This is a genomic window from Comamonas sp., assembly GCF_009360615.1.
In the GTDB taxonomy this organism is placed as follows: Bacteria; Pseudomonadota; Gammaproteobacteria; order Burkholderiales; family Burkholderiaceae_C; genus Comamonas.
Map to the genome: position 1 here is coordinate 1 of NZ_SPEY01000021.1, position 24,484 is coordinate 24,484.

At 62.9% G+C, this 24,484-nt stretch carries 24 protein-coding genes; 11 read left to right on the forward strand and 13 right to left on the reverse strand.

Going from position 1 to position 24,484, the window contains the following annotated elements:
- The 5 genes from E2583_RS06980 to E2583_RS07000 form a co-directional block, all read right to left on the reverse strand.
- Nucleotides 1-238 (reverse strand): cytochrome c (locus tag E2583_RS06980; RefSeq protein ID WP_291594437.1); only part of this gene is annotated, 238 nt, incomplete at its 3' end.
- A 173-nt stretch (nt 239-411) separates the two neighbouring features.
- Nucleotides 412-1,623, reverse strand: a complete 1,212-nt coding sequence (locus E2583_RS06985) for a sulfite oxidase (RefSeq protein WP_291594352.1) — start codon at nt 1,621-1,623, stop codon at nt 412-414.
- Between the two features lie 48 nt (nt 1,624-1,671).
- Complete coding sequence (locus E2583_RS06990; protein ID WP_291594354.1) at nt 1,672-2,259, reverse strand: hypothetical protein; 588 nt, start codon at nt 2,257-2,259, stop codon at nt 1,672-1,674.
- Nucleotides 2,256-2,816, reverse strand: coding sequence for a sigma-70 family RNA polymerase sigma factor (locus E2583_RS06995; protein ID WP_291594356.1), 561 nt, complete (start codon nt 2,814-2,816; stop codon nt 2,256-2,258). The genes E2583_RS06990 and E2583_RS06995 overlap by 4 nt, the downstream gene beginning before the upstream one ends.
- 101 nt (nt 2,817-2,917) lie before the next feature.
- Nucleotides 2,918-3,811 (reverse strand): helix-turn-helix transcriptional regulator, encoded by an 894-nt coding sequence (locus E2583_RS07000; protein WP_291594358.1) that lies wholly within the window; start codon nt 3,809-3,811, stop codon nt 2,918-2,920.
- Nucleotides 3,812-3,889: 78 nt separating this feature from the next.
- Between E2583_RS07000 and E2583_RS07005 the strand changes: the two genes are divergently transcribed.
- From E2583_RS07005 to E2583_RS07015, 3 genes are all read left to right on the forward strand, one after another.
- The gene (locus tag E2583_RS07005) at nt 3,890-5,167 is read left to right on the forward strand and encodes an MFS transporter (RefSeq protein ID WP_291594360.1); all 1,278 of its coding nucleotides are present in this window, start codon (nt 3,890-3,892) and stop codon (nt 5,165-5,167) included.
- Nucleotides 5,168-5,381: 214 nt separating this feature from the next.
- Nucleotides 5,382-6,668, forward strand: coding sequence for a M20/M25/M40 family metallo-hydrolase (locus tag E2583_RS07010; RefSeq protein ID WP_291594362.1), 1,287 nt, complete (start codon nt 5,382-5,384; stop codon nt 6,666-6,668).
- Nucleotides 6,669-6,922: 254 nt separating this feature from the next.
- On the forward strand, nt 6,923-7,696 hold the full coding sequence (locus tag E2583_RS07015; protein ID WP_291594364.1) for a class II aldolase/adducin family protein: 774 nt from the start codon (nt 6,923-6,925) through the stop codon (nt 7,694-7,696).
- A 66-nt stretch (nt 7,697-7,762) separates the two neighbouring features.
- Here E2583_RS07015 and E2583_RS07020 read toward each other — a convergent pair whose 3' ends face one another.
- The 6 genes from E2583_RS07020 to mnmG all read right to left on the reverse strand — a co-directional run bounded on the left by E2583_RS07020 (nt 7,763) and on the right by mnmG (nt 13,544).
- Nucleotides 7,763-8,692, reverse strand: coding sequence for a ParB/RepB/Spo0J family partition protein (locus E2583_RS07020; protein ID WP_291594366.1), 930 nt, complete (start codon nt 8,690-8,692; stop codon nt 7,763-7,765).
- A gap of 15 nt (nt 8,693-8,707) precedes the next feature.
- Nucleotides 8,708-9,256, reverse strand: a complete 549-nt coding sequence (locus E2583_RS07025; protein WP_291594367.1) for an alpha/beta hydrolase — start codon at nt 9,254-9,256, stop codon at nt 8,708-8,710.
- A 52-nt stretch (nt 9,257-9,308) separates the two neighbouring features.
- Nucleotides 9,309-10,079 carry an AAA family ATPase gene (locus E2583_RS07030; RefSeq protein ID WP_291594368.1) on the reverse strand — a complete coding sequence of 257 codons (771 nt, stop codon included), beginning with the start codon at nt 10,077-10,079 and terminating at the stop codon, nt 9,309-9,311.
- Between the two features lie 12 nt (nt 10,080-10,091).
- The gene (locus E2583_RS07035; protein WP_291594370.1) at nt 10,092-10,703 is read right to left on the reverse strand and encodes a LysE family translocator; all 612 of its coding nucleotides are present in this window, start codon (nt 10,701-10,703) and stop codon (nt 10,092-10,094) included.
- Between the two features lie 220 nt (nt 10,704-10,923).
- Nucleotides 10,924-11,583 (reverse strand): 16S rRNA (guanine(527)-N(7))-methyltransferase RsmG, encoded by a 660-nt coding sequence (gene rsmG, locus E2583_RS07040; protein ID WP_291594372.1) that lies wholly within the window; start codon nt 11,581-11,583, stop codon nt 10,924-10,926.
- Nucleotides 11,580-13,544, reverse strand: a complete 1,965-nt coding sequence (mnmG, locus tag E2583_RS07045) for a tRNA uridine-5-carboxymethylaminomethyl(34) synthesis enzyme MnmG (RefSeq protein ID WP_291594374.1) — start codon at nt 13,542-13,544, stop codon at nt 11,580-11,582. The genes rsmG and mnmG overlap by 4 nt, the downstream gene beginning before the upstream one ends.
- 219 nt (nt 13,545-13,763) lie before the next feature.
- On the opposite strand from mnmG, the gene E2583_RS07050 reads away from it, so the two are divergent.
- From E2583_RS07050 to E2583_RS07060, 3 genes are all read left to right on the forward strand, one after another.
- Nucleotides 13,764-14,375, forward strand: coding sequence for an NADPH-dependent FMN reductase (locus E2583_RS07050; RefSeq protein WP_291594375.1), 612 nt, complete (start codon nt 13,764-13,766; stop codon nt 14,373-14,375).
- A gap of 108 nt (nt 14,376-14,483) precedes the next feature.
- The gene (gene gstA, locus E2583_RS07055; protein ID WP_291594377.1) at nt 14,484-15,092 is read left to right on the forward strand and encodes a glutathione transferase GstA; all 609 of its coding nucleotides are present in this window, start codon (nt 14,484-14,486) and stop codon (nt 15,090-15,092) included.
- Nucleotides 15,093-15,160: 68 nt separating this feature from the next.
- A complete protein-coding gene (locus tag E2583_RS07060; RefSeq protein WP_291594379.1) occupies nt 15,161-16,279 on the forward strand; it encodes an alkene reductase in 1,119 nt (372 codons plus the stop codon).
- A gap of 117 nt (nt 16,280-16,396) precedes the next feature.
- Here E2583_RS07060 and E2583_RS07065 read toward each other — a convergent pair whose 3' ends face one another.
- Nucleotides 16,397-18,085 (reverse strand): methyl-accepting chemotaxis protein, encoded by a 1,689-nt coding sequence (locus tag E2583_RS07065; protein WP_291594381.1) that lies wholly within the window; start codon nt 18,083-18,085, stop codon nt 16,397-16,399.
- A gap of 273 nt (nt 18,086-18,358) precedes the next feature.
- Between E2583_RS07065 and E2583_RS07070 the strand changes: the two genes are divergently transcribed.
- The 3 genes from E2583_RS07070 (at nt 18,359) to E2583_RS07080 (ending at nt 20,492) form a co-directional block, all read left to right on the forward strand.
- Entirely contained in the window at nt 18,359-18,553 is a 195-nt protein-coding gene (locus E2583_RS07070; RefSeq protein WP_291594383.1) for a heavy-metal-associated domain-containing protein, read from the forward strand.
- A gap of 78 nt (nt 18,554-18,631) precedes the next feature.
- Nucleotides 18,632-19,126 carry a Cu(I)-responsive transcriptional regulator gene (gene cueR, locus E2583_RS07075; RefSeq protein ID WP_291594385.1) on the forward strand — a complete coding sequence of 165 codons (495 nt, stop codon included), beginning with the start codon at nt 18,632-18,634 and terminating at the stop codon, nt 19,124-19,126.
- 178 nt (nt 19,127-19,304) lie between these two features.
- Nucleotides 19,305-20,492 carry an acetyl-CoA C-acyltransferase family protein gene (locus E2583_RS07080; RefSeq protein WP_291594386.1) on the forward strand — a complete coding sequence of 396 codons (1,188 nt, stop codon included), beginning with the start codon at nt 19,305-19,307 and terminating at the stop codon, nt 20,490-20,492.
- Nucleotides 20,493-20,657: 165 nt separating this feature from the next.
- Here the strand turns inward: E2583_RS07080 and E2583_RS07085 are convergent, their stop codons facing one another.
- On the reverse strand, nt 20,658-21,695 hold the full coding sequence (locus tag E2583_RS07085; RefSeq protein WP_291594388.1) for a recombination-associated protein RdgC: 1,038 nt from the start codon (nt 21,693-21,695) through the stop codon (nt 20,658-20,660).
- 260 nt (nt 21,696-21,955) lie between these two features.
- On the opposite strand from E2583_RS07085, the gene E2583_RS07090 reads away from it, so the two are divergent.
- Together E2583_RS07090 and E2583_RS07095 are read left to right on the forward strand one after the other, a co-directional pair.
- Complete coding sequence (locus tag E2583_RS07090) at nt 21,956-22,507, forward strand: Spy/CpxP family protein refolding chaperone (protein ID WP_291594389.1); 552 nt, start codon at nt 21,956-21,958, stop codon at nt 22,505-22,507.
- Between the two features lie 214 nt (nt 22,508-22,721).
- The gene (locus tag E2583_RS07095) at nt 22,722-23,285 is read left to right on the forward strand and encodes an acyloxyacyl hydrolase (RefSeq protein ID WP_291594391.1); all 564 of its coding nucleotides are present in this window, start codon (nt 22,722-22,724) and stop codon (nt 23,283-23,285) included.
- Nucleotides 23,286-24,484: the final 1,199 nt, after the last annotated feature.

A 24,484-nucleotide genomic window follows, 5' to 3' on the forward strand; every position in this document is an offset into this window, starting at 1 on the left:
CGCTGGCCTTGCTCACATAGAGAGCAACAGCAGCGATGTCGGCTTCGCTCATCGTGGCCTTGAAGGAGGGCATGGCACCGATGCCATCCTTCAGGGCTCTGGCCACGCGGGCCGCATCGGGCCGCAGCTCGTCCAGCACGGGGCCGATGGCACCTTCGGCTCCGGCATCCTTCAGGGTATGGCACACCGCGCAGGCAGGAACGGCAGCCGTGGTGAACAGCTCTTTGCCGCGCGCCATCTGGGCGGCCTGATCGGCATGGGCGGCAGTCCCCGCCAGGGCGCCCAGCAGCAGGGTGACGAGGGTGTGGTGTGTCTTCATCATGGTTCTCGGGAAAATGCGATACATCGGGGTCTGACACCCATGCCGGGTGCCCCATCTTCGGCACCCGGCATGGGCAGCGGAAGCGGTGCTCAGGCCACGTTGACGGTGACGGCGTGGTCGGCCCAGCTGGTGTTGTTGTAGCCGCTCTGGTTTTCACCGCGCGTTTCGGGTTGCACATTGCCCATGACGTCGATGGCGCGGCTGGCAAGCTGGTAAGTGCCCTTGGGCAGCCGGGCCGGGAGCACGAACTGGCGCCAGGCGTATCGGCCCATGTCCGGGCCTACCAGGCGGGCCTGCTTCCAGCTCTTGCCACCGTCGATGGAGACTTCCACTGCCTTGATGGCGTGCATGCCGCCGAAGGCCACGCCCTGGATCTGCACCAGGCCGGCTGCCAGGTTGCCGTCTTCGGGCAGGGGGCTGTTGATCCAGGACTTGACGCTCATCTCTTGCACCGAGGGCTGGCTGGGGTCGCCCTTGCTGCCCGGAGGCGAGATGCGGTAGCCATGCGACATGATGTGCGCTTCACTTTCCTTGGCGGTAAAGGCCAGCTGCTTGATGTACTTGATGTTGTTCACGCCGGTGTAGCCCGGCACGATCAGGCGCAGCGGGCCGCCATGGGCCAGTGGCACGGGCTCGCCATTCATCTCCCAGGCCAGCAGAGCGTCTTCCATGGCCGACAGGGGCACGGAGCGCTCCACCAGCACGCTCTTGGGGTCCAGGCCTGCAGGCAGGACCTCGCCGCCGGTGCCCGTCATGTAGAGCATGCCGCTGGTCACGCCGCCCAGAGCCTTGACCACATCGCGCACGGGCACACCGCTCCAGACCACGCAACCCGCAGCGCCCACCGTCCATTGCGTGCCGCTAGGCCTGGAGGGGAAGAAGCCACGGCCGTTGCCCGAGCATTGCAGCACCATCGCCACGGTCTCCAGTCCCAGGGTCTTGAGCTCGCGCACGCTCAGCTGGCGGGGCCGGTTCACGCCATCGATCTGCACGACCCAGGCATCGCGATCAGCCACGATGGTCTCTGGCGGCGTCGGCAGATTGTTGCGCACATAGAGCTGGCTGGTGGGCGTCACCACGCTGGAGCCGAACGCGCTGCGCCGGGTTTCGATGGTGGTGGAGCTGTGAACGATCACGGCCTCGGCATTCTTGAAGCCGGCATAGCCGGGCAAAGGCTTGGCGGCGGGCGCGGCCGCCTGGGCCGTTGCCCGGCCCTGGAAGCTGGCCAGACCGGCCGCAGCCAGCGCACCGGCGCTTCCGGCAAGAAGGCGACGACGCGGCAGGGAAGTGGGTTGTTGCATGATGTCTCCTTGGTGATTGTGGTGAATGCTCAGAGCGAAAAATCCGGTTCAGCCATCGGCTTTCTCAGGCTGCCCCAGAACACGTGATGCCACGGCCAACGCCTGCTTCTTCTGTGCGATGAGCACCAGCGGGCGGCCTTCGCGCGAGCGCACCACCTGCCAGTAGCTGTTGGCCCACCAGCCTTGGCCGTCGGCAATGCGCAGAGGCTGTTCGAAGGCCAGCACGGTGACGATGCCGCCTTTCTCGAAAAAAGTGGTCAGGTGATAGGCGCGGCTGCCATCGATGTCGCAGGGCCGCATGAGCTGGGTGTAGCCGGGCAGCTTGCGGTCGGCAGGCCAATCCAAGTGCTGCGCAATCTCGGCCTCGGCGATGAACTGGCCGCGCAGCGTGCGCTCGTAGTACTCGTGCTCGATGGCCGAGCGCACCATCTGCGGCGGGCGCAGGCTGAGCACGCAGCCCCACGCGGCGCTGCCGAGGATCGCTGCCGCACACAGTGCCTGCAGGCCACGCCGGGCATGCCAGGGGGAATGGCGCAGCAAAGAGGCCGGCGGCTCGCCGGGCTCGAAGGCCAGCGCCAGCTCGGCACGGGCGCGCAGATCGAAATCGGTATCTTCGGGACGTTCTTGGTGTTTCATGGTGCGCGCTTTCTCAGCGGTATCACGCTGACCGCTGCGGAGGATTCGGTGCCGGCCCCGCAGGCAGGACGCACCGGCTCCTGCAGCACCGTCTTGAGCGCTTCGCGGGCCCGTGCCAGGCGCGACAGCACGGTGCCCGGTGCGATATCCAGCGCCTCGGCCATCTGCGCCGTGGGCATATCGTCAAAGTAGTACAGCACCAGCACCTCGCGATGGATGGGAGCGATGCGGCTGAGCGCCTTGACCACGTCCAGCTGCGCATCGAGTGATTCATGATGATTCACGCCCTGCTCGCAGGACTCGTCCAGCGACTGAGCCTGCAACGGTCCGGGATCGAAGTGCCTGAAGGCATGACGGCGCATGATCTGGAACAACCAGGCCCTGGCCATGCTCTGGTCCCGCAACTGGTGGCGGAAGCGCCAGGCGCTGGTGAAGCAGTCCTGCACCACATCCTCGGCCGTGGCACGCGAGCCCGTCAGCGCCCAGGCGCTGCGCAGCAAAAAGCGGTAGTGCTCGCGCACCCACTGGTTGTAACGCGACTCGGCAGAGAAGATCATGGTGATAGAGAGCACCGGCCGGCCGCTTTCATTCCATGCCGCCGCAAATATTTTCCGCAGGCCCCCGGAAACGGGAAGAGAAGACCTGCAGCGCTGTCAAATCAATCGCTGGCAGCCATGTCCTTGGTGTGCATGCCGAAGAACTGCGCCGGCGGCATGCCCACGGTTCGGCGCACCATGGCACTGAAGGCGCTGGGGCTGTAGTCCAGCTCGGCGGCGATGCGCTGAATCGGCCAGTTGCGCGCTGCCAGGCTGACGGCATGGGCCAGCACCACCTGCTGACGCCACTGGGTGAAGCTGCATTCCAGCTGCTGGCGGAACAGTCGCGCCACGGTGCGCGGACTGGCCCCGGTATCGCGTGCCCATTCCTCCAGCGTCTCGTTGCGTGTCGGGTCGGCCAGCACGGCCTCGCACAGCAGTCGCAGGCGCTTGTCCTGGGGCAGGTTCACACCCAGCTGCACGGCGCTCGCACGGCGCAGCTCGTCCAGCAGCAGCTGGCTCAGATGATGCTCGCGCGTCCGGTCCTGCGCGCACAGTTGCAGGCTGTCATCGGGCAGCGTGGGCAGCTCGCGCACCACGGCGCGCAACAGATCCGAGGCGTTGAGTACCCGGCACTGGCGCCACGCCGCCTCTTCGCCGGGGGCCACATCGGGGCCGCAACGCCCCTGGGTCTGAAAGAAGTAAAGGGTGCGCAGATCGGCGCTTTCCACCATGGTCACGGCATGCTCCATGCCCGGCGGCACCCACAGGGCACGCGACGGCGGCACGATATAGGTGCCCTGCGCCACCGTCAGGCGGATGGTGCCCGTGGTGGAAATGGCCAGCTGCCCCCAGGGATGACGGTGGGGCCTGACCTGGGTGTCCGCCTCCAGCCAGCGGCATTTGGCACGCACGGGGCGCTGTGCCGTGGGGATGTAGAGGTGGGGCGTCAACGTCTCCACATAGGCTGAGGCCTTGCCTGCACGCAGGGATCCGGTGTCTGGGAGGCTGAGCATATGGGTTTGGCTGATACGCGATAGCAATTGGCAGACTATCGCATACAAGACGAGACCGCTCTGCCTAAGATGCCATACATGAACCCCGCTGCCCCCACAACACTTCAGAACCAGGCGCCAGAGACACTGCGCAGTGATGCGCGCACCATCGGCCTCATCGGCCTGGCCCATGGCTCGTCGCACTTCTTCCATCTGCTGCTGCCGCCGCTGTTTCCCTGGCTGATCCAGGACTTTGGCTACAGCTATGCCGAGCTCAGCGTCATGGTCTCGCTGTTCTTCATTGTCTCCGGCACCGGCCAGGCGCTGGCCGGCTTTGCGGTGGACCGCTTCGGTGCCCGTCCCATCCTGTTTGCCGCCCTCGGCAGCTTTGTGGTGGCCGGCCTGATTGCGAGCACCGCGCAGGGCTACAGCATGCTGCTGGCCGCCGCCTTCTTTGCGGGCCTGGGCAATGCGCCCTTCCACCCGGTGGACTTCACCATCCTCAACAAGCGCGTGTCGCAGCAGCGCATAGGCCATGCCTTCTCGGTGCACGGCCTGTCGGGCAATATCGGCTGGGCGCTGGCGCCGCTGTTCATGGCCGGCATCACCACGGCCACGGGCTCCTGGCGTCTGGCCTGCCTGTGCGGCGCCATCTGTGCCGCCGTGGTGCTGGCCATCATGGTTTTCAACCGTGACGCGCTCGACGACCGTGCCGAAGCCGCTGGCGCGGCCGCCAAGCCCGCCGCCGGCGCCGTTGCCGCGCCCCAGGAACACCCCATGGCCTTCATGAAGCTGCCATCGGTATGGCTGTGCTTTTCCTTCTTCTTCTGGAGCACCTGCGCGCTCAGCGCCATCCAGAGCTTTGCCAGCCCGGCCCTGCAAGCCATGTACGGCCTGCCGCTGTCCGTGACGGCGCTGATCGTCACCGGCTATATGCTGTGCGGTGCCGCAGGCATGGTGGTGGGCGGCTTTCTGGTCGGCCGCGTGCAGCGGCTGGAGAAGGTGATCTCCATCTGCATGCTGGGCTCGGGCCTGTTGCTGTTTGTCGTCGGCACAGGCTGGCTGCCCGGCATGGCGGCCGTGATCGTGGCGTCCATCGCCGGTCTGGGCACGGGCCTGGCCGGCCCCTCGCGCGACATGCTGATCAAGCGCGCAGCGCCCCCCGGCGCCACGGGCCGCGTCTACGGCACGGTGTATTCGGGCCTGGATCTGGGCTTTTGCCTGGCCGCGCCGGTCTTCGGCTACATGCTGGATCACCAGATGAACAACGCCGTGTTCTATGGATCGGCGATTGCGCTGCTGCTGTCCGTGGTCTCGGCCGTCATCGTCGGCGACGGTGTGAGCAAGAAGAGCAAAGCCCATCTGGCCGCGGCCTGAGTCACAGGCGCACCCCGTCAAGCCCTGCCTGCGCAAGCGGCAGGGCTTTTTTGTCGCCGCGAGAAATCAAGTTACCCTGGTATTTATCCCTAGTCCCACAGCGCTGAGGCCGCAAACACGGCTGCTAAGCTGAATTCCCTGAGCGGCGCATCACGCCGCGTTTCCCGCCGTGGCCCTATCCGGGAGCGGCCCGCCCCCCTCAAGGAGAATTTCTATGCGTTGGAACACGCCCTCTGCCCCTTTGCTGCGCGCCCTGCCCCTGGCCCTGGTGCTGGCCTTCGGCTCTGCCCAGGCTGCCCCTCAGGCCGAATGGCTGGAGCATGCGAAAAAGGAGCAGCAGCCCTACCTGGATACGCTGCGCGATCTGGTGCATATCGAGTCCGGCAGCAAGGATGTGGCGGGCGTGAAGAAGATCGCCGAATACATTGCCGGCAAGCTGCGCGCGCAGGGCGGCAAGGTCGAGATCATCGAGCCCAGCGACATCTACCGCCTCGATGACACGCCCGAGAAGGTCGGCCCCATGGTGCATGCCGAATTCAAGGGCAAGGGCAGCAGCCGCATCATGCTGATCGCGCACATGGACACCGTCTATCTGCCCGGCATGCTCAAGGATCAGCCCTTCCGCGTCGACGGCGACAAGGCCTATGGCCTGGGCATTGCCGACGACAAGCAGGGCGTGGCCCTGATCATGCATATCGTGCCCCTGCTCAGGAAGCTGGGCATCGAGGACTACGGCACACTGACCGTGCTGATCAACGGCGACGAGGAAATCAGCTCGCCCGGCGCACGCAGCACCATCACCCGCCTGGGGGCCGAGCAGGACGCCGTGTTCAGCTTTGAAGGCGGCGGCACCGACGGCAGCCTGCGCCTGGCCACCAGCGGCATCGGCGCGGCCTACCTCAAGGTCACGGGCAAGGCATCGCATGCGGGCGCCAAGCCCGAGGACGGCGTGAATGCGCTGTACGAACTGTCGCACCAGTTGCTGCAGATGAAGGATCTGTCCCAGCCCCAGGACGGCCTCAAGCTCAACTGGACGGTGTCCAAGGCCGGCACCAACCGCAATGTGGTTCCCGCCGAAGCCACGGCCCAGGCCGATGCCCGCGCGCTGCGCGTGGCCGACTTCACGGCGCTGGAAAAGGCCATGCAGGACAAGATTGGCAACAAGCTGCTCCCCGCCAGCAAGGTGGAGCTGAAGTTCGAGGTGCGCCGCCCGCCGCTGGAAGCCAATGCCACGGCGCGCAAGCTGGCCGCCCACGCCCAGGGCATTTATGAGCAGGAGCTGAAGCTGCCCATGAAGGTCATGGACAAGGCCACGGGCGGCGGCACGGATGCGGCTTTTGCGGCCCTCAAGGCCAAGGGCGGCGTGATCGAGGGCTTCGGACTGTCGGGCTATGGCGCGCATTCCAACGATGCCGAATACGTGCAGATCAGCACCATCGTACCGCGTCTGTATCTGGCCGCCCGCATGATCCAGGACCTGTCTCGCGGCCAGATCAAGTAAGCACTTTTGATAGCTGCTTTCGCCTGATCTGCTTCGGTTCACGTACAGAAGCAATCTGAAAATCAACAGGAGCTTGCGCTGCAAGCTCCTGTTTTTTTATTCTCAGACTCGGGCCAGCACCTGCCACGGGCATCGCCACCGCGCCTGATCCGAACCCGCCTCGCCCGAGTTTCCAGGGTTCTGTCGCCTGGCCAACAGACTGCCGGCGCGTGAGTGTCTACATTCATCGGATCAACGATGAAGGAGAGTCTCCCGTGAGCCAAGAACCCTTGAACATCCCCAGCGTCCGGCATCTGGTCAGCCCCGAGGAATGGCAGCTGCGCGTGGACCTGGCCGCCTGCTACCGGCTGGTGGCGCTGTACGGCTGGAGCGATCTGGTCTTCACCCACATCAGCGCGCGGCTGCCGGGCCCCGGGCATCACTTTCTCATCAACCCCTACGGGCTGATGTTTGACGAGATCACGGCCTCTTCGCTGATCAAGGTGGACCTGGGCTGCAACAAGCTCATGGACTCGCCCTTCCCCGTGAACCCGGCCGGCTTCGTCATCCACAGCGCCGTGCACGAGGCCCGCGCCGATGCGCAATGCGTGATCCATACCCACACGCGTGCCGGCGTGGCCGTGGCGGCCCAGAAGAACGGCCTTCTGCCCATCAGCCAGCAGAGCACGTTTGTCCTGGGGTCCCTGGCCTATCACGTCTACGAGGGCGTGGCCTTTCGCGAGGACGAGAAGCCGCGTCTGCTGGCCGACATGGGCGAGGCCAACTTCCTCATGCTGCGCAACCACGGTCTGCTGACCTGCGGCCCCACGATTGCCGATGCCTTTCTGTCCATGTACGTCTTCGAGTCCGCCTGCCAGATCCAGATCGCGGCCCAGTCCGGCGGCACCGAACTCACCGAGGTCGACCCGCAGATTCTGCAGGGCATCGCCCATGCCATGAAGGTGCAGACCGGCGGAATGGGCGGCCAGTTTGCCTGGCCTGCCCTGCTGCGCAAGCTTGAACGAATCGACCCCGGCTACCGCAGCTGAACCCTGCGCGCGCACAAAAAAAAAGAGCATCCGCGGATGCTCTTTTCGCTTGCTTGGGCGCAAGAATCAGACTTCGCCGCGCAGCTTTTCGATGAGGCCGTTGAGCTCCTCCAGCGAGCCGAACTGGATGGCGATCTCGCCCATTTCCTGCTGCTTGCCATGGCGGCGCACGGTCTTCTTGATGCGCACCTCGACATCGGCGGTGAGCAGGTCGGACAGCTCTTCCTCGATGCGTTTCACGTCGCGCGACTTGCCCTCTTTCTTGGCCTTCTGGCGCGTCAGATTGAACTCGGCACCGATCTTCTTGACCAGTGCTTCGGCCTCGCGCACCGACATCTTCTTGGCCGCGATCTGGTTGCCTGCCGTGATCTGGGTGGCACGGTCCAGCGTCAGCAGCGCCCGTGCATGGCCCATGTCGATATCGCCGGCCATCAGCATGGTCTGCACGGGCTCGGCCAGATTCAGCAGGCGCAGCAGATTGGTGGCAGCACTGCGCGAGCGGCCCACAGCCTGCGCGGTCTGCTCGTGGGTCAGACCGAACTCCTTGACCAGACGGGCCAGACCCTGCGCCTCTTCCAGCGGATTCAGGTCTTCGCGCTGAATGTTCTCGATCAGTGCCATGGCCGCTGCCGCCTCGTCGGGCACCTCGCGCACCAACACCGGCACCTCGGACAGACCCGCGATATGCGCGGCTCGGAAGCGCCGTTCGCCGGCAATGATTTCGTACTTGCCGGCGTTGTCGCCCCGGGAGAGCTGACGCACCAGGATCGGCTGCATGATGCCCTGGGCCTTGATGCTCTCGGCCAGCTCGTACAAGGCACCTTCGTCCATGCGGGTGCGCGGCTGGTACTGGCCGGCCACCATCACATTGAGTGCCAGGGAGCTTGGCAGATTGGCCTGAGACCCGCTCGCTGCGGCCTGCTCTGCTTCGCTGACCTTGGGGCCCAGCAGGGCTTCCAGACCACGTCCCAGGCCCTTGGGTTTCTTAGTCACCATTGCTGAATTCTTTCTTTAAAGGGAGAGCAGCAGCTCATGCCCGGCTTCCCACAGTCCCAGTCCGCTGGCCGTGTTGATATGGCCTGCGGCACCCGCATTCACAAAACGGCTGCCCCACCCCTGTGCCATGGTCTGTGCGCGTGCTACAGAGCAGTTGGGGTCGTTCTCGCTGCCCACCAGTATCGACGGGAAGGGCAGCTTTTGCAGCAGCACAGGTGACCAGCCCGGCAGGACGCCACGCAGACTCTCCTGCTCGGTGTCGCCGGGAGCCACCAGCATAGCGCCGCGCACCTTGTTTTTCGCGACCTGAGAATGCGCCGCCCACCATGCCACCAGCACGCAACCCAGGCTGTGCGCCACCAGCGTCACGGGAGCGGGTGCGTCGAGCACGGTTTCTTGCAGGCGGATGCTCCAGTCACCGCGCAGCGGATGCTGCCAGCTATGCTGCTCCAGCCGCTGGTAGCCGTACCGGTCCTGCCACAGACTCTGCCAGTGACCAGGGTCGGAGTTCTGCCAGCCGGGCAACAGCCAGACATGCTGGGGGTTCAGTGCTTCAGAGGTCATGGTCGTTGGCGATGGCAGGACAGGAGACGGGGAGCTGTTTCACGTGAAACACTCACATTTTCTTGATGCGACGCACCATCTCTTCGGCGAACTCGACAAAGGCCTTGCTGCCCTTGGCCGAAGCGTCGAACACCACGCCGGGCAGGCCATAGCTGGGGGCTTCGGCCAGGCGCACATTGCGCGGAATCACGGTGTCGAACACCTTGTCGCCGAAATGCTCCTTGAGCTGGTCGCTGACCTGCTGCTGCAGCGTGGTGCGCGGATCGAACATCACGCGCAACAGGCCGATGATCTGCAGGTCGGGATTCATGTTGGCATGCACCTGCTTGATGGTGTTGACCAGATCGGTCAGACCTTCCAGCGCAAAGTACTCGCACTGCATGGGCACGATCACGCCATGCGCCGAGCACAGACCGTTCAGGGTCAGCATGGACAGCGAAGGCGGGCAGTCAATCAGCACGAAGTCATAGTCGGCGGCCACGGCCTGCAGCGCCGTCTTGAGGCGCTCGTTGCGGCGCTCCAGCGAGACCAGCTCGATCTCGGCACCGGACAGCTCGCGGTTGGCGCCCAGCACGTCATAGCCGACCTGCTCGGACTTCTGGGCTGCTTCCTTGACGCTGGCGTTTTCCAGCAGCACGTCGTAGACCGTCAGTTCCAGCGCGCGCTTGTCCACGCCGGAGCCCATGGTGGCATTGCCCTGCGGATCGAGGTCGATCAGCAGCACACGCTGGCCGACCTTGGCCAGGCCGGCGGCAAGATTGACCGTGGTCGTGGTCTTGCCCACTCCACCCTTTTGATTGGCAACGCAGAAAATTTTGGCCATTGAACTTCTCTTTTAGTTGACGGCCAGCTTGAGGCCAAAACCGATCAGAAACACACCGGCTGTTTTTTCCAGCCACTTCACCACGGCCGGACTGGCCCGCAAACGCTCCGCCAGCACCGTGGTCAGCATCACCACGATGACGCTGTAGATAAAGGTAATGGCCGCCACCGTGGCAGCCATCACGCCAAAGGTGATGGCACCCTGGTGCCGAGCCGGATCGACGAACATGGGAAAGAAAGCCATGTAGAACACAATGGCCTTGGGGTTCATCAGGGTGATCAGAGCCCCCTGGCGAAAATACTGGCGCGGCTGGATTTCAATGGCCGGGGCATCGCCGGGCCTGGCCGAGAACAGCCTGAAGCCCAGCCAGGCCAGATAGCCCGCACCTACCCATTGCACCGCGTGGAAGGCCGCCGGATAGGCGGACAGCACCGCCGCCACACCCGCCACGGCCAGCCACATCAGCACCTGGTCGGCAGCCATCACGCCCAGGCAGCAGGCAAGGCCCGCTCTCCATCCGCCCTTGCCCGTCGAGGTAATCAGGGCCAGGTTGCCCGGTCCAGGGATCAGCAAGAAAACGGTGACGGCGGCTGCAAAAGCGCCGTAATCAGAGATGCCAAACATTCAAACCCTGCGCGATGGAAAACAGCAAGTTTATGCGAGGGCCATGACCAGTGCATCTGCATTGCGCAGATGTTGTCCGATACGGTGTGTAAAAACCGGATTCACCGTGGCCAGCGACTTCGGGCAATTGCCGGCCTAGGTTGAGGATGCCGAGCAAAATCCGCCCTGCGGCGAAGGCATCTTCCCCCTTCCAGGGAGAAGCGGCAACGCCGCTCAGGGGTTAATTAATTTTCAACCAGATGACGCAGCGCTCCGCATCCAGGCCGGGAACCTGCAAGGGTTCCACGTGAAACACCTTCACATCGGCAGGCAGCGCAGCCATTTCCTCATCAGGGTGCTTGCCTTTCATGGCAAACCAGATTCCGTCCTCGGCCAGAGCCTTGCGCGACCAGGCGGTGAAGTCTGCCAAGGAGGCAAAGGCTCGGCAGCTGATGACCGGATATCGGGTCTTGAGGTTCTCCACCCGGTCGTGAATGCCACGCAGATTGGGAAGACGCAAGGACGCAGCCACCTGCTGGATGAAAGCGGCCTTCTTGCCCACGGTGTCCACGCAGTTCACATCGATCTGCGGACAGCAGATGGCAAACACCACGCCGGGCAGCCCCCCGCCGGAGCCCACGTCCAGCAACGGCATGCGCTTGCCCTCTTCCACGGGCAGCCGGTCCACATGACGCAGCAAGGCGGGCACGGCGGCCAGACTGTCGAGCAGGTGATGCGTCAGCATCTCCTGGGGATCGCGTACCGATGTCAGGTTGTAGACCTTGTTCCATTTCTGCAGCAGATCCATGAAGGACATCAGCAGATCGATCTGGGCCGGTACCAGTTCCAGCTTCAGGGCCTGAACGCCTTGCTCCAGCTGGGTTCGCAGAACCTGGCTCATGCGGAAGCCTCCTCGTTCTGAGTGGCAAAGCCCTTGAAGCCGCCTTTTTTCAGATGCACCATGAGCAGCGAGATGGCTGCCGGCGTCACCCCCGAAATGCGCGAAGCCTGGCCCAGGGTCTCAGGCCTGTGCTTTTGCAGCTTCTGGCGCACTTCAAAGGACAGTGCCGCCACCTGCATGTAGTCAAAGTCCAGCGGCAGACGCAGGCGCTCGAAATGCGCAGCCCGCTCCACCTCATCCTTCTGGCGGTCGATATAGCCTGAGTACTTGGCGGCGATCTCCACCTGCTCGATCACCGGGGCACTGAGTTCGCCCAGTGCCTCGGGCTGCACTGCGGCACTGGCGTAGCTGCCCTGGTTCATGCCCATGAGCTTGTCGTAATCCACACCGGGGCGACGCAGCAGGTCGAACAGGTTGTATTCGCGTTCCATGGCCTTGCCCAGCACACGCTCGGACTCTTGCGCGGCCACGACTCGCGGATTCACCCACGTGGATTTGAGGCGCTCTGTTTCACGTGAAACAGCATCGCGCTTGCGGCTGAAGGAATCCCAGCGCACATCGTCGACCAGGCCCATCTGGCGACCCGCTTCGGTCAGGCGCATATCGGCATTGTCTTCGCGCAGCTGCAGGCGGAACTCGGCGCGGCTGGTGAACATGCGATAGGGCTCGGTCACGCCCTTGGTGATCAGGTCGTCGACCAGCACGCCCAGATAGGCCTCGTCACGGCGGGGCATCCAGGGGCCTTCGCCACGGCACTGCAGTGCTGCGTTCAGGCCGGCGAACAGCCCCTGGGCCGCAGCCTCTTCATAGCCGGTCGTGCCATTGATCTGGCCTGCAAAGAACAGGCCCTGGATCTGCTTGGTCTCGAAGCTGCTCTTGAGCGAACGCGGATCGAAATAGTCGTACTCGATGGCATAGCCGGGGCGCAGGATGTGGGCGTTCTCCAGCCCCTTCATGCTGCGCACCAGTTCGTACTGAATGTCGAACGGCAGGCTGGTGGAGATCCCGTTGGGGTAGAACTCGTGCGTGGTCAGACCTTCGGGCTCGAGGAAGATCTGGTGGCTTTCCTTGTCCGCAAAGCGGTTGATCTTGTCTTCCACGCTGGGGCAGTAACGCGGACCCACGCCCTCGATCTTGCCGGTGAACATGGGACTGCGGTCAAAGCCGCTGCGAATGATTTCGTGCGTGCGCGCATTGGTGTGCGTGATCCAGCAAGGCATCTGACGGGGATGCATGTCACGGTTGCCCATGAAGCTGAACACGGGCACTTCACCCTCGTTCACGCCGCCGGGCATGCCGTCACCGGGTTGCTCCTCGCACTGACTGAAGTCGATGCTGCGACCGTCAATACGTGGCGGCGTGCCGGTCTTCAGACGGCCCTGAGGCAGCTTGAGTTCCTTCAGACGCGCCGACAGGCTCACGGCAGGAGGATCGCCCGCACGGCCTGCGGCATAGTTGTTCAGGCCCACGTGGATCTTGCCATCGAGGAAAGTGCCCGCCGTCAGCACCACGGTGCGGCTGCGGAACTTGAGACCCACCTGAGTGACGGCACCGACCACGCGATCGCCCTCCACCATCAGATCATCCACGGCCTGCTGGAAGAGCCAGAGATTGGGCTGGTTTTCCAGCATCTCGCGAATCGCGGCCTTGTACAGAATGCGGTCGGCCTGGGCACGCGTGGCACGCACGGCCGGGCCCTTGGAGCTGTTCAGGATGCGGAACTGGATGCCGCCCTTGTCGGTCGCCAGGGCCATGGCACCGCCCAGGGCATCGACCTCCTTGACCAGGTGGCCCTTGCCGATGCCGCCAATGCTGGGGTTGCAGCTCATCTGCCCCAGGGTTTCGATATTGTGGGTCAGCAGCAATGTTTTGCTGCCCATGCGTGCAGCGGCCAGCGCCGCCTCGGTGCCGGCATGGCCGCCACCGACCACGATCACGTCAAATTCCTGTGGGTACAACATATTTCTGCTCCGGGCCAAGCCCGGCCCTTGCCCCTGCACGAAGCACCCATGCCTCGGCTCTCACGGCAGGCCTACATGTTCTCGCGCCATGTCCAGCCCTGCGGGGAACCTGCAATTTTCCCACCATTGGCCCAACAATGCCCTGGCTGGGGGGTTTCACGTGGAACATGGCGGCCTGAAGCCCAGCCTAGATGTTTGCCCTGATCGCCCTGCCTACGCATGAAAAATGCATTCGCTCTGTGCTGCAATGCCTGCATGCAAATCCTCATTTTCGCGGGCAGCACCCGCCAAGACTCTTACAACCGCAAGCTGGCCCGGGCTGCCGCCTCCATCGCCCGGCAGCAAGGCGCTGAGCCCACTCTGCTGGAGCTGTCGGACTACGACATTCCCCTCTACAACGCCGACCTTGAAGCGCAGGGCACACCGGCCGACGTGATACGCCTCAAGCAGGCCATGCACGGTCATTCGGCCTGGATTGTCTGCAGCCCCGAGTACAACGGCAGCTACCCTGCCCTGCTCAAGAACGCGATCGACTGGGCCTCCAGCCCGGTCAAGGGCGATGCACAGTGGTCTGATGGCGTCCTGCCTTTTCGCAACAAGGTCGTCGGCATGGCCAGTGCCTCGCCAGGTGGCCTGGGCGGCCTGAGAGCCCAGTCACACCTCGCTGCTTTGCTATTGAATCTGGAATGCTGGGTGGCCCCCCGCAGCCATGCCGTGAGCCAGGCAGGCGAGGCCTTCGATGCCCAGGGCCAACTGGTGCGCGCGCAGAACCAGCAGGGCATGGAGGCGCTGGTGCAGCAGGTGCTGTGGGCCGCAGCGCGCCTGGGCTGAGCAATCCCCCACGGATGCGGACGACTTGCTGTCGACCGGATATGCATGTGACATGCAACCGGTTTAGCATGGGCGCTTGTCTTTTCATTGCATAGAGAGCCACTCACCATGAAGCTTTACTACAGCCCCGGCGCCTGCTCCCTGTCTCCGCACATCGTGCTGCATGAAGCAGATCTGCAGCATGAAACCGTGATGGTCAGCACCAAGAGCCACAAGCTCCAGGATGGAACGGATTACTACGGCATCAATCCGCTGGGGTATGTGCCCTTTCTGGTGCTGGACAACGGCGACACCTTGCACGAAGGCCCGGCCATCGTTCAATACCTCGCCGACCTGGTCCCCGAGAAAAACCTGGCCCCCGCCAACGGCACCGTGGCCCGCTACCACCTGCAGGAGTGGCTGAACTTCATCAGCACCGAGGTGCACAAGGGCTTCGGCCCCTTGTTCAACCCCGCAACGCCGGAAGACTACAAGCCCATGGCGCGCGCCAGCGTGCTCAAGCGCCTGGCCTGGGTCAACGAGCAGCTCGCCAACAAGACCTATCTGATGGGCGACCAGTTCACCGTGGCCGATGCCTACTTTTTCACGGTCACCGGATGGGCCCAGTTCGTGGGACTGGACATCTCCGAACTCCAGCACATTCAGGCCTACCGCGAGCGCATTCTGGCGCGCCCCGCCGTGCAGGCGGCCATGAAGGCAGAAGGCTTGCTGAAGTAAGTTTTTTGACACCCATGCACACTCAAAAGCTCGGTACCCACCGAGCTTTTTTTCATCTGGAGTTCTGCATGACCTCATTGTTCGACCCGATTGAAGCGGGCAGCCTGCGCCTGCCCAACCGCATTGCCATGGCTCCGCTGACGCGCAACCGAGCCCCCGACGCCGTACCCACGCCGCTGATGCAAACCTACTACGTCCAGCGCGCCTCTGCCGGCCTGCTGATCAGCGAAGGAACGGCCATCAGTCATCAGGCACAGGGCTATGCCGACGTACCCGGTCTCTACAGCGAAGAGCAGCTGCGGGCCTGGAAGAAAGTCACCGATGCCGTGCATGCCAAGGGCGGCCGCATCGTCACCCAGCTCTGGCATGTGGGCCGCATCTCCCACACCCTGCTGCAGCCCGGCAGGCAGTCGCCGGTCGCGCCCTCGGCGCTGACGGCCCGCTCCAAGACCTTTGTGATCGACCGCGAGACCGGACAAGGCCAGTTCGTCGCCACCTCGGCACCGCGTGCACTTGAGCAGCAGGAGCTGCCGGACATCGTTCGCAGCTTCGCCACCGCTGCGCGCGAGGCCGTGCAAGCGGCAGGTTTCGATGGCGTGGAGCTGCATGCCGCCAACGGCTATCTGCTCGACCAATTCCTCAAGACCGGCACCAACCAGCGCAGCGACGACTACGGCGGCAGCATCGAAAACCGGGCCCGTCTGGTGCTGGAATGCGTGCGCTGCGTGGCCGACGCCATCGGTGCCGGCAAGGTCGGCATCCGCATCTCCCCGGTCACGCCCGCCAACGACATCGTGGACGCGGACCCGCAGGCGCTGTTCGAATACCTGGTGCGCCAGCTCGCGCCGCTCGGCCTGTCCTATATCCACGTGATCGAGGGCGCAACAGGCGGTCCGCGCGAGCTGGCAGATCGCCCCTTCGACTATCAGGCCCTCAAGCAGTCCTACCGTGCTGCGGGCGGTGCAGGAGCCTGGATGGTCAACAACGGCTACGACCGCGAGCTGGCCATGCGCGCCGTGGAAAGCGGCTATGCCGATGTCGTGGCCTTTGGCAAGGCCTATATCTCCAACCCCGACCTGGTGCATCGCCTGCGCAACGACCTGCCGCTCAATGCCTGGAACAGCGAACGCTTCTACGGGGGCGGCGCGGACGGCTATACCGACTATCCTGAACTCGCCAGCCAGTAACCCCCTGCGTCAGGCTCCGGCCCTTCTGCGATTGCGCCTGCAGCCGTCGAACGAACAGCAAAAAGCCCGGTGCATCGCTGCATCCGGGCTTTTTTCACGACTTGAGCCGCTGAAGGCTCAGGCCTGTTCGAGCAACTGCTGCTTCCGACCTGGCAAGGCCGCCTGTGCGGAAGCCGGAGCCGCCGGTGCCATGCCGGGGTGGGCGGAACCTCTGGGGCTTCGCTTGGCCGCATGCGCTGCGCCGCCGGCCAGCTTGAACTGGCTGACCAGCTGTGCCAGTCGCGCCGCCTGCTCGCGCAGCGACTCTGCGGCAGCAGCCGACTCTTCCACCAGGGCCGCGTTCTGCTGGGTCATGCGGTCGATATCGCCCACGGCCTGGTTGACCTGGCTGATGCCCAGCGACTGCTCGCTGGAGGCCGCCGTGATCTCGCCGATGATGTCGCCCACGCGCTGTGCGCTGTCCACGGTCTCCTGCATGGCCTTGCCCGCACTCTCCACCTGGCGCGCGCCCACATCCACGGTCTGCACGCTGGTATTGATCAGCGACTTGATCTCGTTGGCGGCCTGCGCCGAACGCTGGGCCAGGCTGCGCACCTCGGCCGCCACCACGGCGAAACCGCGTCCCTGCTCACCCGCACGGGCCGCTTCCACGGCTGCATTGAGCGCCAGGATATTGGTCTGGAAAGCGATGGAGTCGATCAGTCCGATGATGTCACCGATCTTGCGGCTGGAGGCCGAAATCTCCTGCATGCTGTTGACGGCCTGGCCGACGATCTCGCCACCCTGCACGGCCGTCGAAGAGGCCGAGGCTGCCAGCTGGTTGGCCAGCTGCGACGACGACGCGGTCTGCTGCACCGTGGCTGTCAGCTGGGCCAGCGACGCGACGGTTTCCTGCAGATTGCTGGCCGTCTGCTCGGTACGCGCCGACAGATCCTGGTTGCCGGTGGCAATTTCCTGGCTGGCGGTCGCGATATTGCCGCTGGCATCGCGCACCTGGGCCACCGTGGAGCCCAGCGATTGCTGCATCTGATCCAGCGCGCGCTGCAGATCCGTCAGTTCGTCCTTGCCGCTGACCTCGACCTTGTGCGACAGGTCGCCGCCGGCAATCGTCAGCGCCATCTGGCGGGCCGCTTCAAGCGGGCGGCAGATGGACAGCATATTGAGCAGAGTCAGCGGAATCACCACCACCAGCGCCAGAATCACGGCCACCACAAACAACCAGCGTGTCTGGTCGGCCACGTCACGCTCGGCTGCCGCCAGTGCGTTGGCCTGCTCGCGCAACAGCTTGTCCAGCTGTGCGAGCAGCTTGTCGGCCTCGATCACTTCGGCCAGTGCCTTGCCGCTCATGCGGTTGGCCGTGGTCGCCGAGTCATAGCCGCCGGCTTCCAGCTGACGCGCAATGGGCTCGAACAGCTTGCGATAGCTGTCAAGATGGCCCGTGATGCTGCGGGTCAGTTGCGCATCCTGTGCATTCTGGTCGGTCACGAACTTGCCCAGCGTCGCCTTGGATTTGTCGATGTACATGACCCATTGCTGATAGGCCTTGCGCACCTCTTCCGGCTTTTCATACTGGATGACCATGTCCTTCTCGCTGGAACGGATGCCGCCCAGCTCGGTTCGCAGCTGCGCCATATGGCCCGATTTGACAAAGGCGTTGCTCAGAAACTCCTGGCTCATGTCCTGGATGCGGAACATGCCCAGCATCCCGGCACCGCCCAGCAGACCCAGCAACACCATCACCACACCAATGGCGCCCATCATGCGCGTGCGGATGGTGAACCCCCGCATCATTTCCAACAGACTCATGAATCTCTCTCCACTTTGAACGACTGGCATTGTCGGGCCAGAACTGGCAAATTGTTTCAGATTGTCACCGACATCGATAAAAACCCGTGACTGTGCTGCCCAAGCGATGGCGACCTGCAATATGACAGTGTCTTATCGGCAGGCTTTGCGTCTTATCAACCCTGCCCGGACAGCAGTCTTGCCGAAGACTTGACCTTGCCATGATGTTAGGGTTGAGCATTCAAGGCATCGAGTCCGCCAGCCCGGTCGACTCGTTTTCCGAAGGAGCCATCCGTGCAACAAGTTTTTGAAGTTCAAGGCATGACCTGCGGCCACTGCGAACGCGCCGTCACTCAAGCCATCCAGGGCATCGATGCCCAGGCCCAGATCAGGATCGACCGCGCCGCCAACCGCGTGGAAGTCGAAACCGCCGCCAGCCGCGAAGCCGTGGCAGCGGCCATTGCCGAAGAAGGCTACCAGGTCGCCTGAACGCGACCGCCCTCCCCATGCGCCGGCGCCTCATGCAAGGCATCAGAAGGCCGCTGGTGCGTTTTTCCAGGAGCACCCATGCTAGACCACCCTGCGACACAAAAAATCGCTCAGAACTGGCCTGTCGTCATCGGTGAGGCCGCGCGCCGCGCAGGGGTCTCTGCGCGCATGGTGCGTCACTACGAGGCGCTGGGCCTGCTGCCGCCCGTGCACCGCACCGACAGCGGTTATCGCCAGTACACCGAAGCCGATGTGCATGCACTGCGCTTCATCCGCCGCGGGCGCGATCTGGGCTTCTCCATGGACGAGATCGCCACCCTGCTCGGTCTATGGCAGGACCAGGGCCGCGCCAGCAGCCAGGTCAAGGCCATCGCGCAAAAGCACATCGCCACGCTGACCGAGCGCATTGCCGCCATGCAGTCCATGCAGCGCACGCTGCAGACCCTGGTGCATTGCTGCCACGGTGATGACAGGCCGGACTGCCCCATCCTCGACGACCTGGCCAGCGCCGACAGCGACCTGACGCCGGTGCACCATGAACCCACAGCGCCCAGGCGCAGGACAGCGGCCTGAAACGGCTTGCGGGTTTCACGTGAAACCCTCGCGGCCCGCGCAGGGCAGCGTCAACAACGAGACATGTTGCACTGCAGCAAATACTGCAGAATACTCTGTGCGATGAATGCGGTTGCTCTCATTCATCCTTTCAAATCCATCAAGCACAAGCGTTGCCCATGCAATGCAGGAGACAAACATGAGCACCAGAGACATCTTCGTGGTCAGCGCCGCGCGCACGGCCATCGGCACTTTTGGCGGCAGCCTCAAGGACGTTCCCAACGCCCAGTTGGCCACCACCGTGGTCAAGGCAGCGATTGCGCGTGCCGGCATCGCCGCCGACACCGTGGGCCATGTGGTGATGGGCAACGTCATCCCCACCGACACGCGCGACGCCTACCTGTCCCGCGTGGCGGCCGTGGACGCCGGCTGCCCCATCGAAACCCCTGCCTACAACGTCAACCGCCTGTGCGGCTCGGGCCTGCAGGCCATCGTCTCGGCGGCGCAATCCATTGCGCTGGGCGACTGCGAAGTGGCAATCGGTGCCGGCTCCGAATCCATGAGCCGCGGCCCCTACTTCGACATGGCCTCGCGCTGGGGCGCACGCATGGGCGACGCGAAAAGCATCGACTACATGCTGGGCATCCTGCACGATCCCTGGCAAAAAATGCATATGGGCATCACCGCTGAAAACGTGGCCGAGCGCTACAAGATCAGCCGCGTGATGCAGGACGAGCTGGCCGTCATCAGCCAGCAGCGTGCCGCTGCCGCCATCGAGTCCGGCCGCTTCAAGGAACAGATCGTTCCCGTGGAAATTGCCAGCCGCAAGGGCGTGGTGCTGTTCGACACCGACGAACATGTGCGCGCCGCCACCACGCTGGACACCCTGGCCGGCATGAAGCCCGCGTTCAAGAAGGAAGGCGGCACGGTCACCGCCGGCAACGCCTCCGGCATCAACGACGGCGCGGCTGCCGTGCTGATGATGAGCGAGCAGGCCCTGCAGTCTTCCGGCGCCAAGCCCATTGCCCGCCTGGTCGGCTACGCCCACGCCGGTGTTGATCCCGCCTACATGGGCATCGGCCCGGTCCCCGCCACGCAGAAGGTGCTGGCACGCACCGGTCTGAAGATCGAGCAGATGGACGTGATCGAAGCCAACGAAGCCTTCGCCGCCCAGGCATGCGCCGTGATTCAGGAGCTCGCTCTGGACCCTGCCAAGGTCAACCCCAACGGCTCCGGCATCTCCCTGGGCCATCCCGTGGGTGCCACCGGCGCCATCATCACCACCAAGGCGCTTTACGAGCTGCAGCGCACCGGCGGCCGCTACGCGCTGGTGACCATGTGCATCGGCGGCGGCCAGGGCATTGCCGCGATTTTCGAGCGCGTCTGATCCCCGCGTTTCAGGACCCCTGAAGCGCCCATGAAGAAGGCCTGCCAGAGTGATCTGGCAGGCCTTTTTTTGAGAGCTTCTTGCGCTTTCTAGTGCTTGATTGCCGCATGAAGAAATACTTAATTCATTGCCTGGCAAGCGCTGACCGCTACATCATCCATAGCTTCAGAATGGAGCCTCTTCAGGAGCGGTGTCGGCTGGAGCTGTGGCCGGTCCGGTGACCGTTCCCTGGCTACGCCCCTGTGCCAGACGCACGGGCAGGGTTTCTGCGGCAGGAGCCGATGACAGCGATGCCGGCAGGCCATCGCCCAGGCCTGTGCGCCCTTCCCCCCCCAGCGCCTCGATCAGATCGGGAATCAGGCGCGAGAGCTCGCCGGTGGCAATCGCCACATCGGTATCGAAACCGCCATCGTCCTGGCTGTTGCCATCCATCACCGCATCGAGCAGCGCGATCTTCTTGATCTGCAGACCTTCGCTCAGCACAAAGCTCACGCGGTCGTCCCAGGTCATGGCCAGCTTGGTCGGCAGCTTGCCATGCTCGATATGCTGGCGCACCTCGTCGATATCGAGCGGGTGGCGCGCATAGCGCACCACGGCCTTGGACTCATCGGCAGCCTTGAGCTCGCACTCGCGGTCGATCGAGAAACCTGCTGGAGGCTCCTGCGTCATCAGCCAGTGCGCCATGGCCGCCTGCGGACTGGTCTGCGTATCGAGCAACGCCACGGCAAAACCCGGCAGCCCCTCCACCAGCAGCGTCACGATCTCGTCGGCACGGCCTTGCGCACTGGTGTCCAGCACCAGCGTGCGCGACTGCGGATCGATCCACACCCACATGCTGCCCTGCTTGGTGAAGGCCATGGGCAGCAGGTCCAGCTTGGCCTCGTCCTTGAGCTCCTTCTTCTCCTTCTTGCCGGGCTTGCGGCCCTCGGTCTTTTCGATGTGCTCGGCTTTCTCGTTGACCTTGCGGTTGAGCACGCTGGCCGGCAGCATCTTGGACTCGCTCATGAAGCGCATCACCCATTGACCGGCCACGCTTTCCGCCAGCGGCCCATGCGGCTCGCCGCGCGGCGGCACCCAGCCCACGGAACGCTCCTGGGTCGCGCCGCATTCCTCAAACACCGTCTTTTGCAGCGCATCTTCCAGTTGCTGCAGATCGCCCTGCCAACTCTCGGCAATGCGATAAACAATCATGTTCTTGAACATCAAAAACCTTTGCTAAACCTTCAATCGTCGCCAGTTCCGGAAGCCGGATCTCGCGGAAAAAATCGGCCGCCAATGCAGCCATGCATCCATTGTTGCGCAGCCGGAGCCACGCAAACTTATCAATACTTTACAGAGCGGCTGCAAAACCTCACGTCTCAGAAACATGGGAAGGCCACACTTCAGTCATCCGCTAACGAATGCCCATCCAGGCGCAAGACCAGGCGGCCACATCTTCCACTTCAACCGAAAAGGAAACAGACATGACCCGCTTTCGCCAGACACTGACCGGCGCCGCTGTCGCAACCGCCCTGCTCGCCTCGCTGAGCCTGCCCAGCTTTGCCCAGTCCGCCCCCGCAGAGCAGCCTGCAGCCGCCCAGAAAGCCCCCGAGCCCTACAAACACCAGCGGGGCGACCGGCGCGGCGACCGCATGGAGCACATGAAGGTGCGCATGGAAAAGCTCAAGGCCGAACTGAAGCTGAGCCCTGCACAGGAAGCCGCCTGGACCACCTACACGCAGGCCATGAAGCCCGGCGAACGCCCCGCCCCCGGCGACCGGGAAGCCTTTGCCAAGCTGACCACACCCGAGCGCATCGACAAGATGCGGGAAATGCGCGGCAGGCACATGGCGGAAATGGACCGCCGGGCCGAAGCCACCAAGGCCTTCTACGCCCAGCTCAATGCCGAGCAGAAAAAGACCTTCGATGCGGCGACCCTGCGCATGCATCACCCACATGGCGGCCACCATCATGGTCACCATGGCGACAAACCCGGTCAGGAGCGCCCTGCAGCGCCCGCCCCGGCAGCCAAGTAAGCCAGCGTCCATCGCACCCCGCCCAAGCCCCCGGTCGTCATGACCGGGGGCTTTTTTGTGTCGATGTCAATTGACTGACTACAAGCGCAAGCGCTTGCCGACAGCACACCTATTCACAAGCTCCTAAATTCATATCCACAGGGGGAGCGAAATCAAGGCTTTGGCAGGTCATCGATATCGCAACCAGATTCCAAGCATTTAGATGGGGATGAACATGAAAAAGCTGCAATTGACAACAAATCTTGCAATCCCCATGATGATCGGCCTGGGCAGTCCCATGCTTCATGCACAGCCTGTTCAAGCATCGACAACCGCCCTCTATCTGCAGTATGGCTCGGCGGAGCACAGCACCGACAGCTGGACGGGCGGTGTCATGCTTCCCTGGAACTGGAGCACCCCCCTGGGCCCGGGCCGGATGACGGGCTTCTGGGATCTATCGCTCAGCCGCTGGTCGGCCGGCTACCGTGGCGCCGATCGCTCGACCTGGGTTCTGGGAGCCCAGCCCACCGTGCGCTGGCGCCCTGCCCAAGGCCTGTCGCCCTGGTTCCTGCAAGCCGGGCTGGGCGTGAGCTATGCCATCAACCATCGCTTCATCAGCGACCACAAGGAATTCTCGACCCGCTACAACTTTGCCAGCCATATCGGCATCGGTTACCTGTTTGGCGAACAGCAGAAGAATGAAATCAGTCTGCGCTTCGAACACCAGTCCAATGCAGGCATCAAGCGTCCGAACCCGGGAGAGAACTTTCTTCAACTGCGGTACGCACGCCATTTCTGAAGATCCGGGCCCGCAGGTTCGGGATCGACCAGGCCGCCCAACGGGCGGCCTTTTTCATGGTTTGCCGTGGCCGGGAGGTCTGTGAATAAACATGGTGATAAAAACCATGGAAATTTCATGTTGTCCACAGAGCGGAACAGATCCTGCAAGTTGTTCCCAAATCCAGTACATCAGCAGCCGGGCTTCAGGCACAGACTTCGCAATTAGTTAAGTTGTTGATTTTTAATGGTCAAAATGACTTATTAACAATTAAGTGGGCTACTTACTATCACTACTAAGTAGAAAGATAGGATTAGAAATAACAACTTGGGTCGAAGTTTACACAGCAATCTGAGACGGCCTGGATAAAAAAAAGTCACTCAGATCGTCAGAAAAGAAGTTCTCGCGACATCACATCCTTGAACCTTGATGTGCCCAAGCATTTTTTCATCCGTTGTTCACTATAAAAAACATAGCTGAATAGCTATATATATCAATGCAATAAAGCATTAAATAGACTAACAACGAGAAAATGAATTTCTGTGGATAAGTGCCGATCAACTTTCATGTTTTCCACAAAAGATGGGAGATTGGCAAAGTTGTTCATGAATCGAAGACAGCAGCAACCGTCATTTGTCTCCATGTTTGTCATCCCCGAAGAGGCTTGATATGTCGTGGCTTTTTCAAGTTATCCACAGAATGGGCAAAGTCTTACTACTACGACTATTTTTTTATAAAACATCCAAAGAACAACTGAAGGCGAAGTGGGAGGTCTGGAATGGACGCACGCGAAATTGCGCCAGATCCGGTGCGCCAATCCCTTTGTTTCTCAGGGAGGTGCAGAAAAACAGGGCATGGGGGAAATTGACGCGCCGGATTGCAAAAAATTGGCGTAAGATGCGCCTCCTCAATGGCACGAGGTGGGGATAAATTCCCGTCAAAGAGTCATTGGAGTGCCTGTTATCCACAGAATGTTATAAACAGCTGGGGGAAACTCCCAAGGGATGAAGGCCCAAGATCTCGGCCCGCATTGCGCTGTGCCCATTCAAAAAAATTCAATGATCCGGAGATCATTGTTTTCAAAGGATTTTTCACTTCTGCCGTAGCAAAACCAGACCGGATACGGCAAGCGCCGGAAATGGCTGCGAATGTGCAGCCCATCCTCCGAGGGGACGGAAACCAGGAATGCCAGGCGTTGGTCACGGTGGCCATCGGTGCAC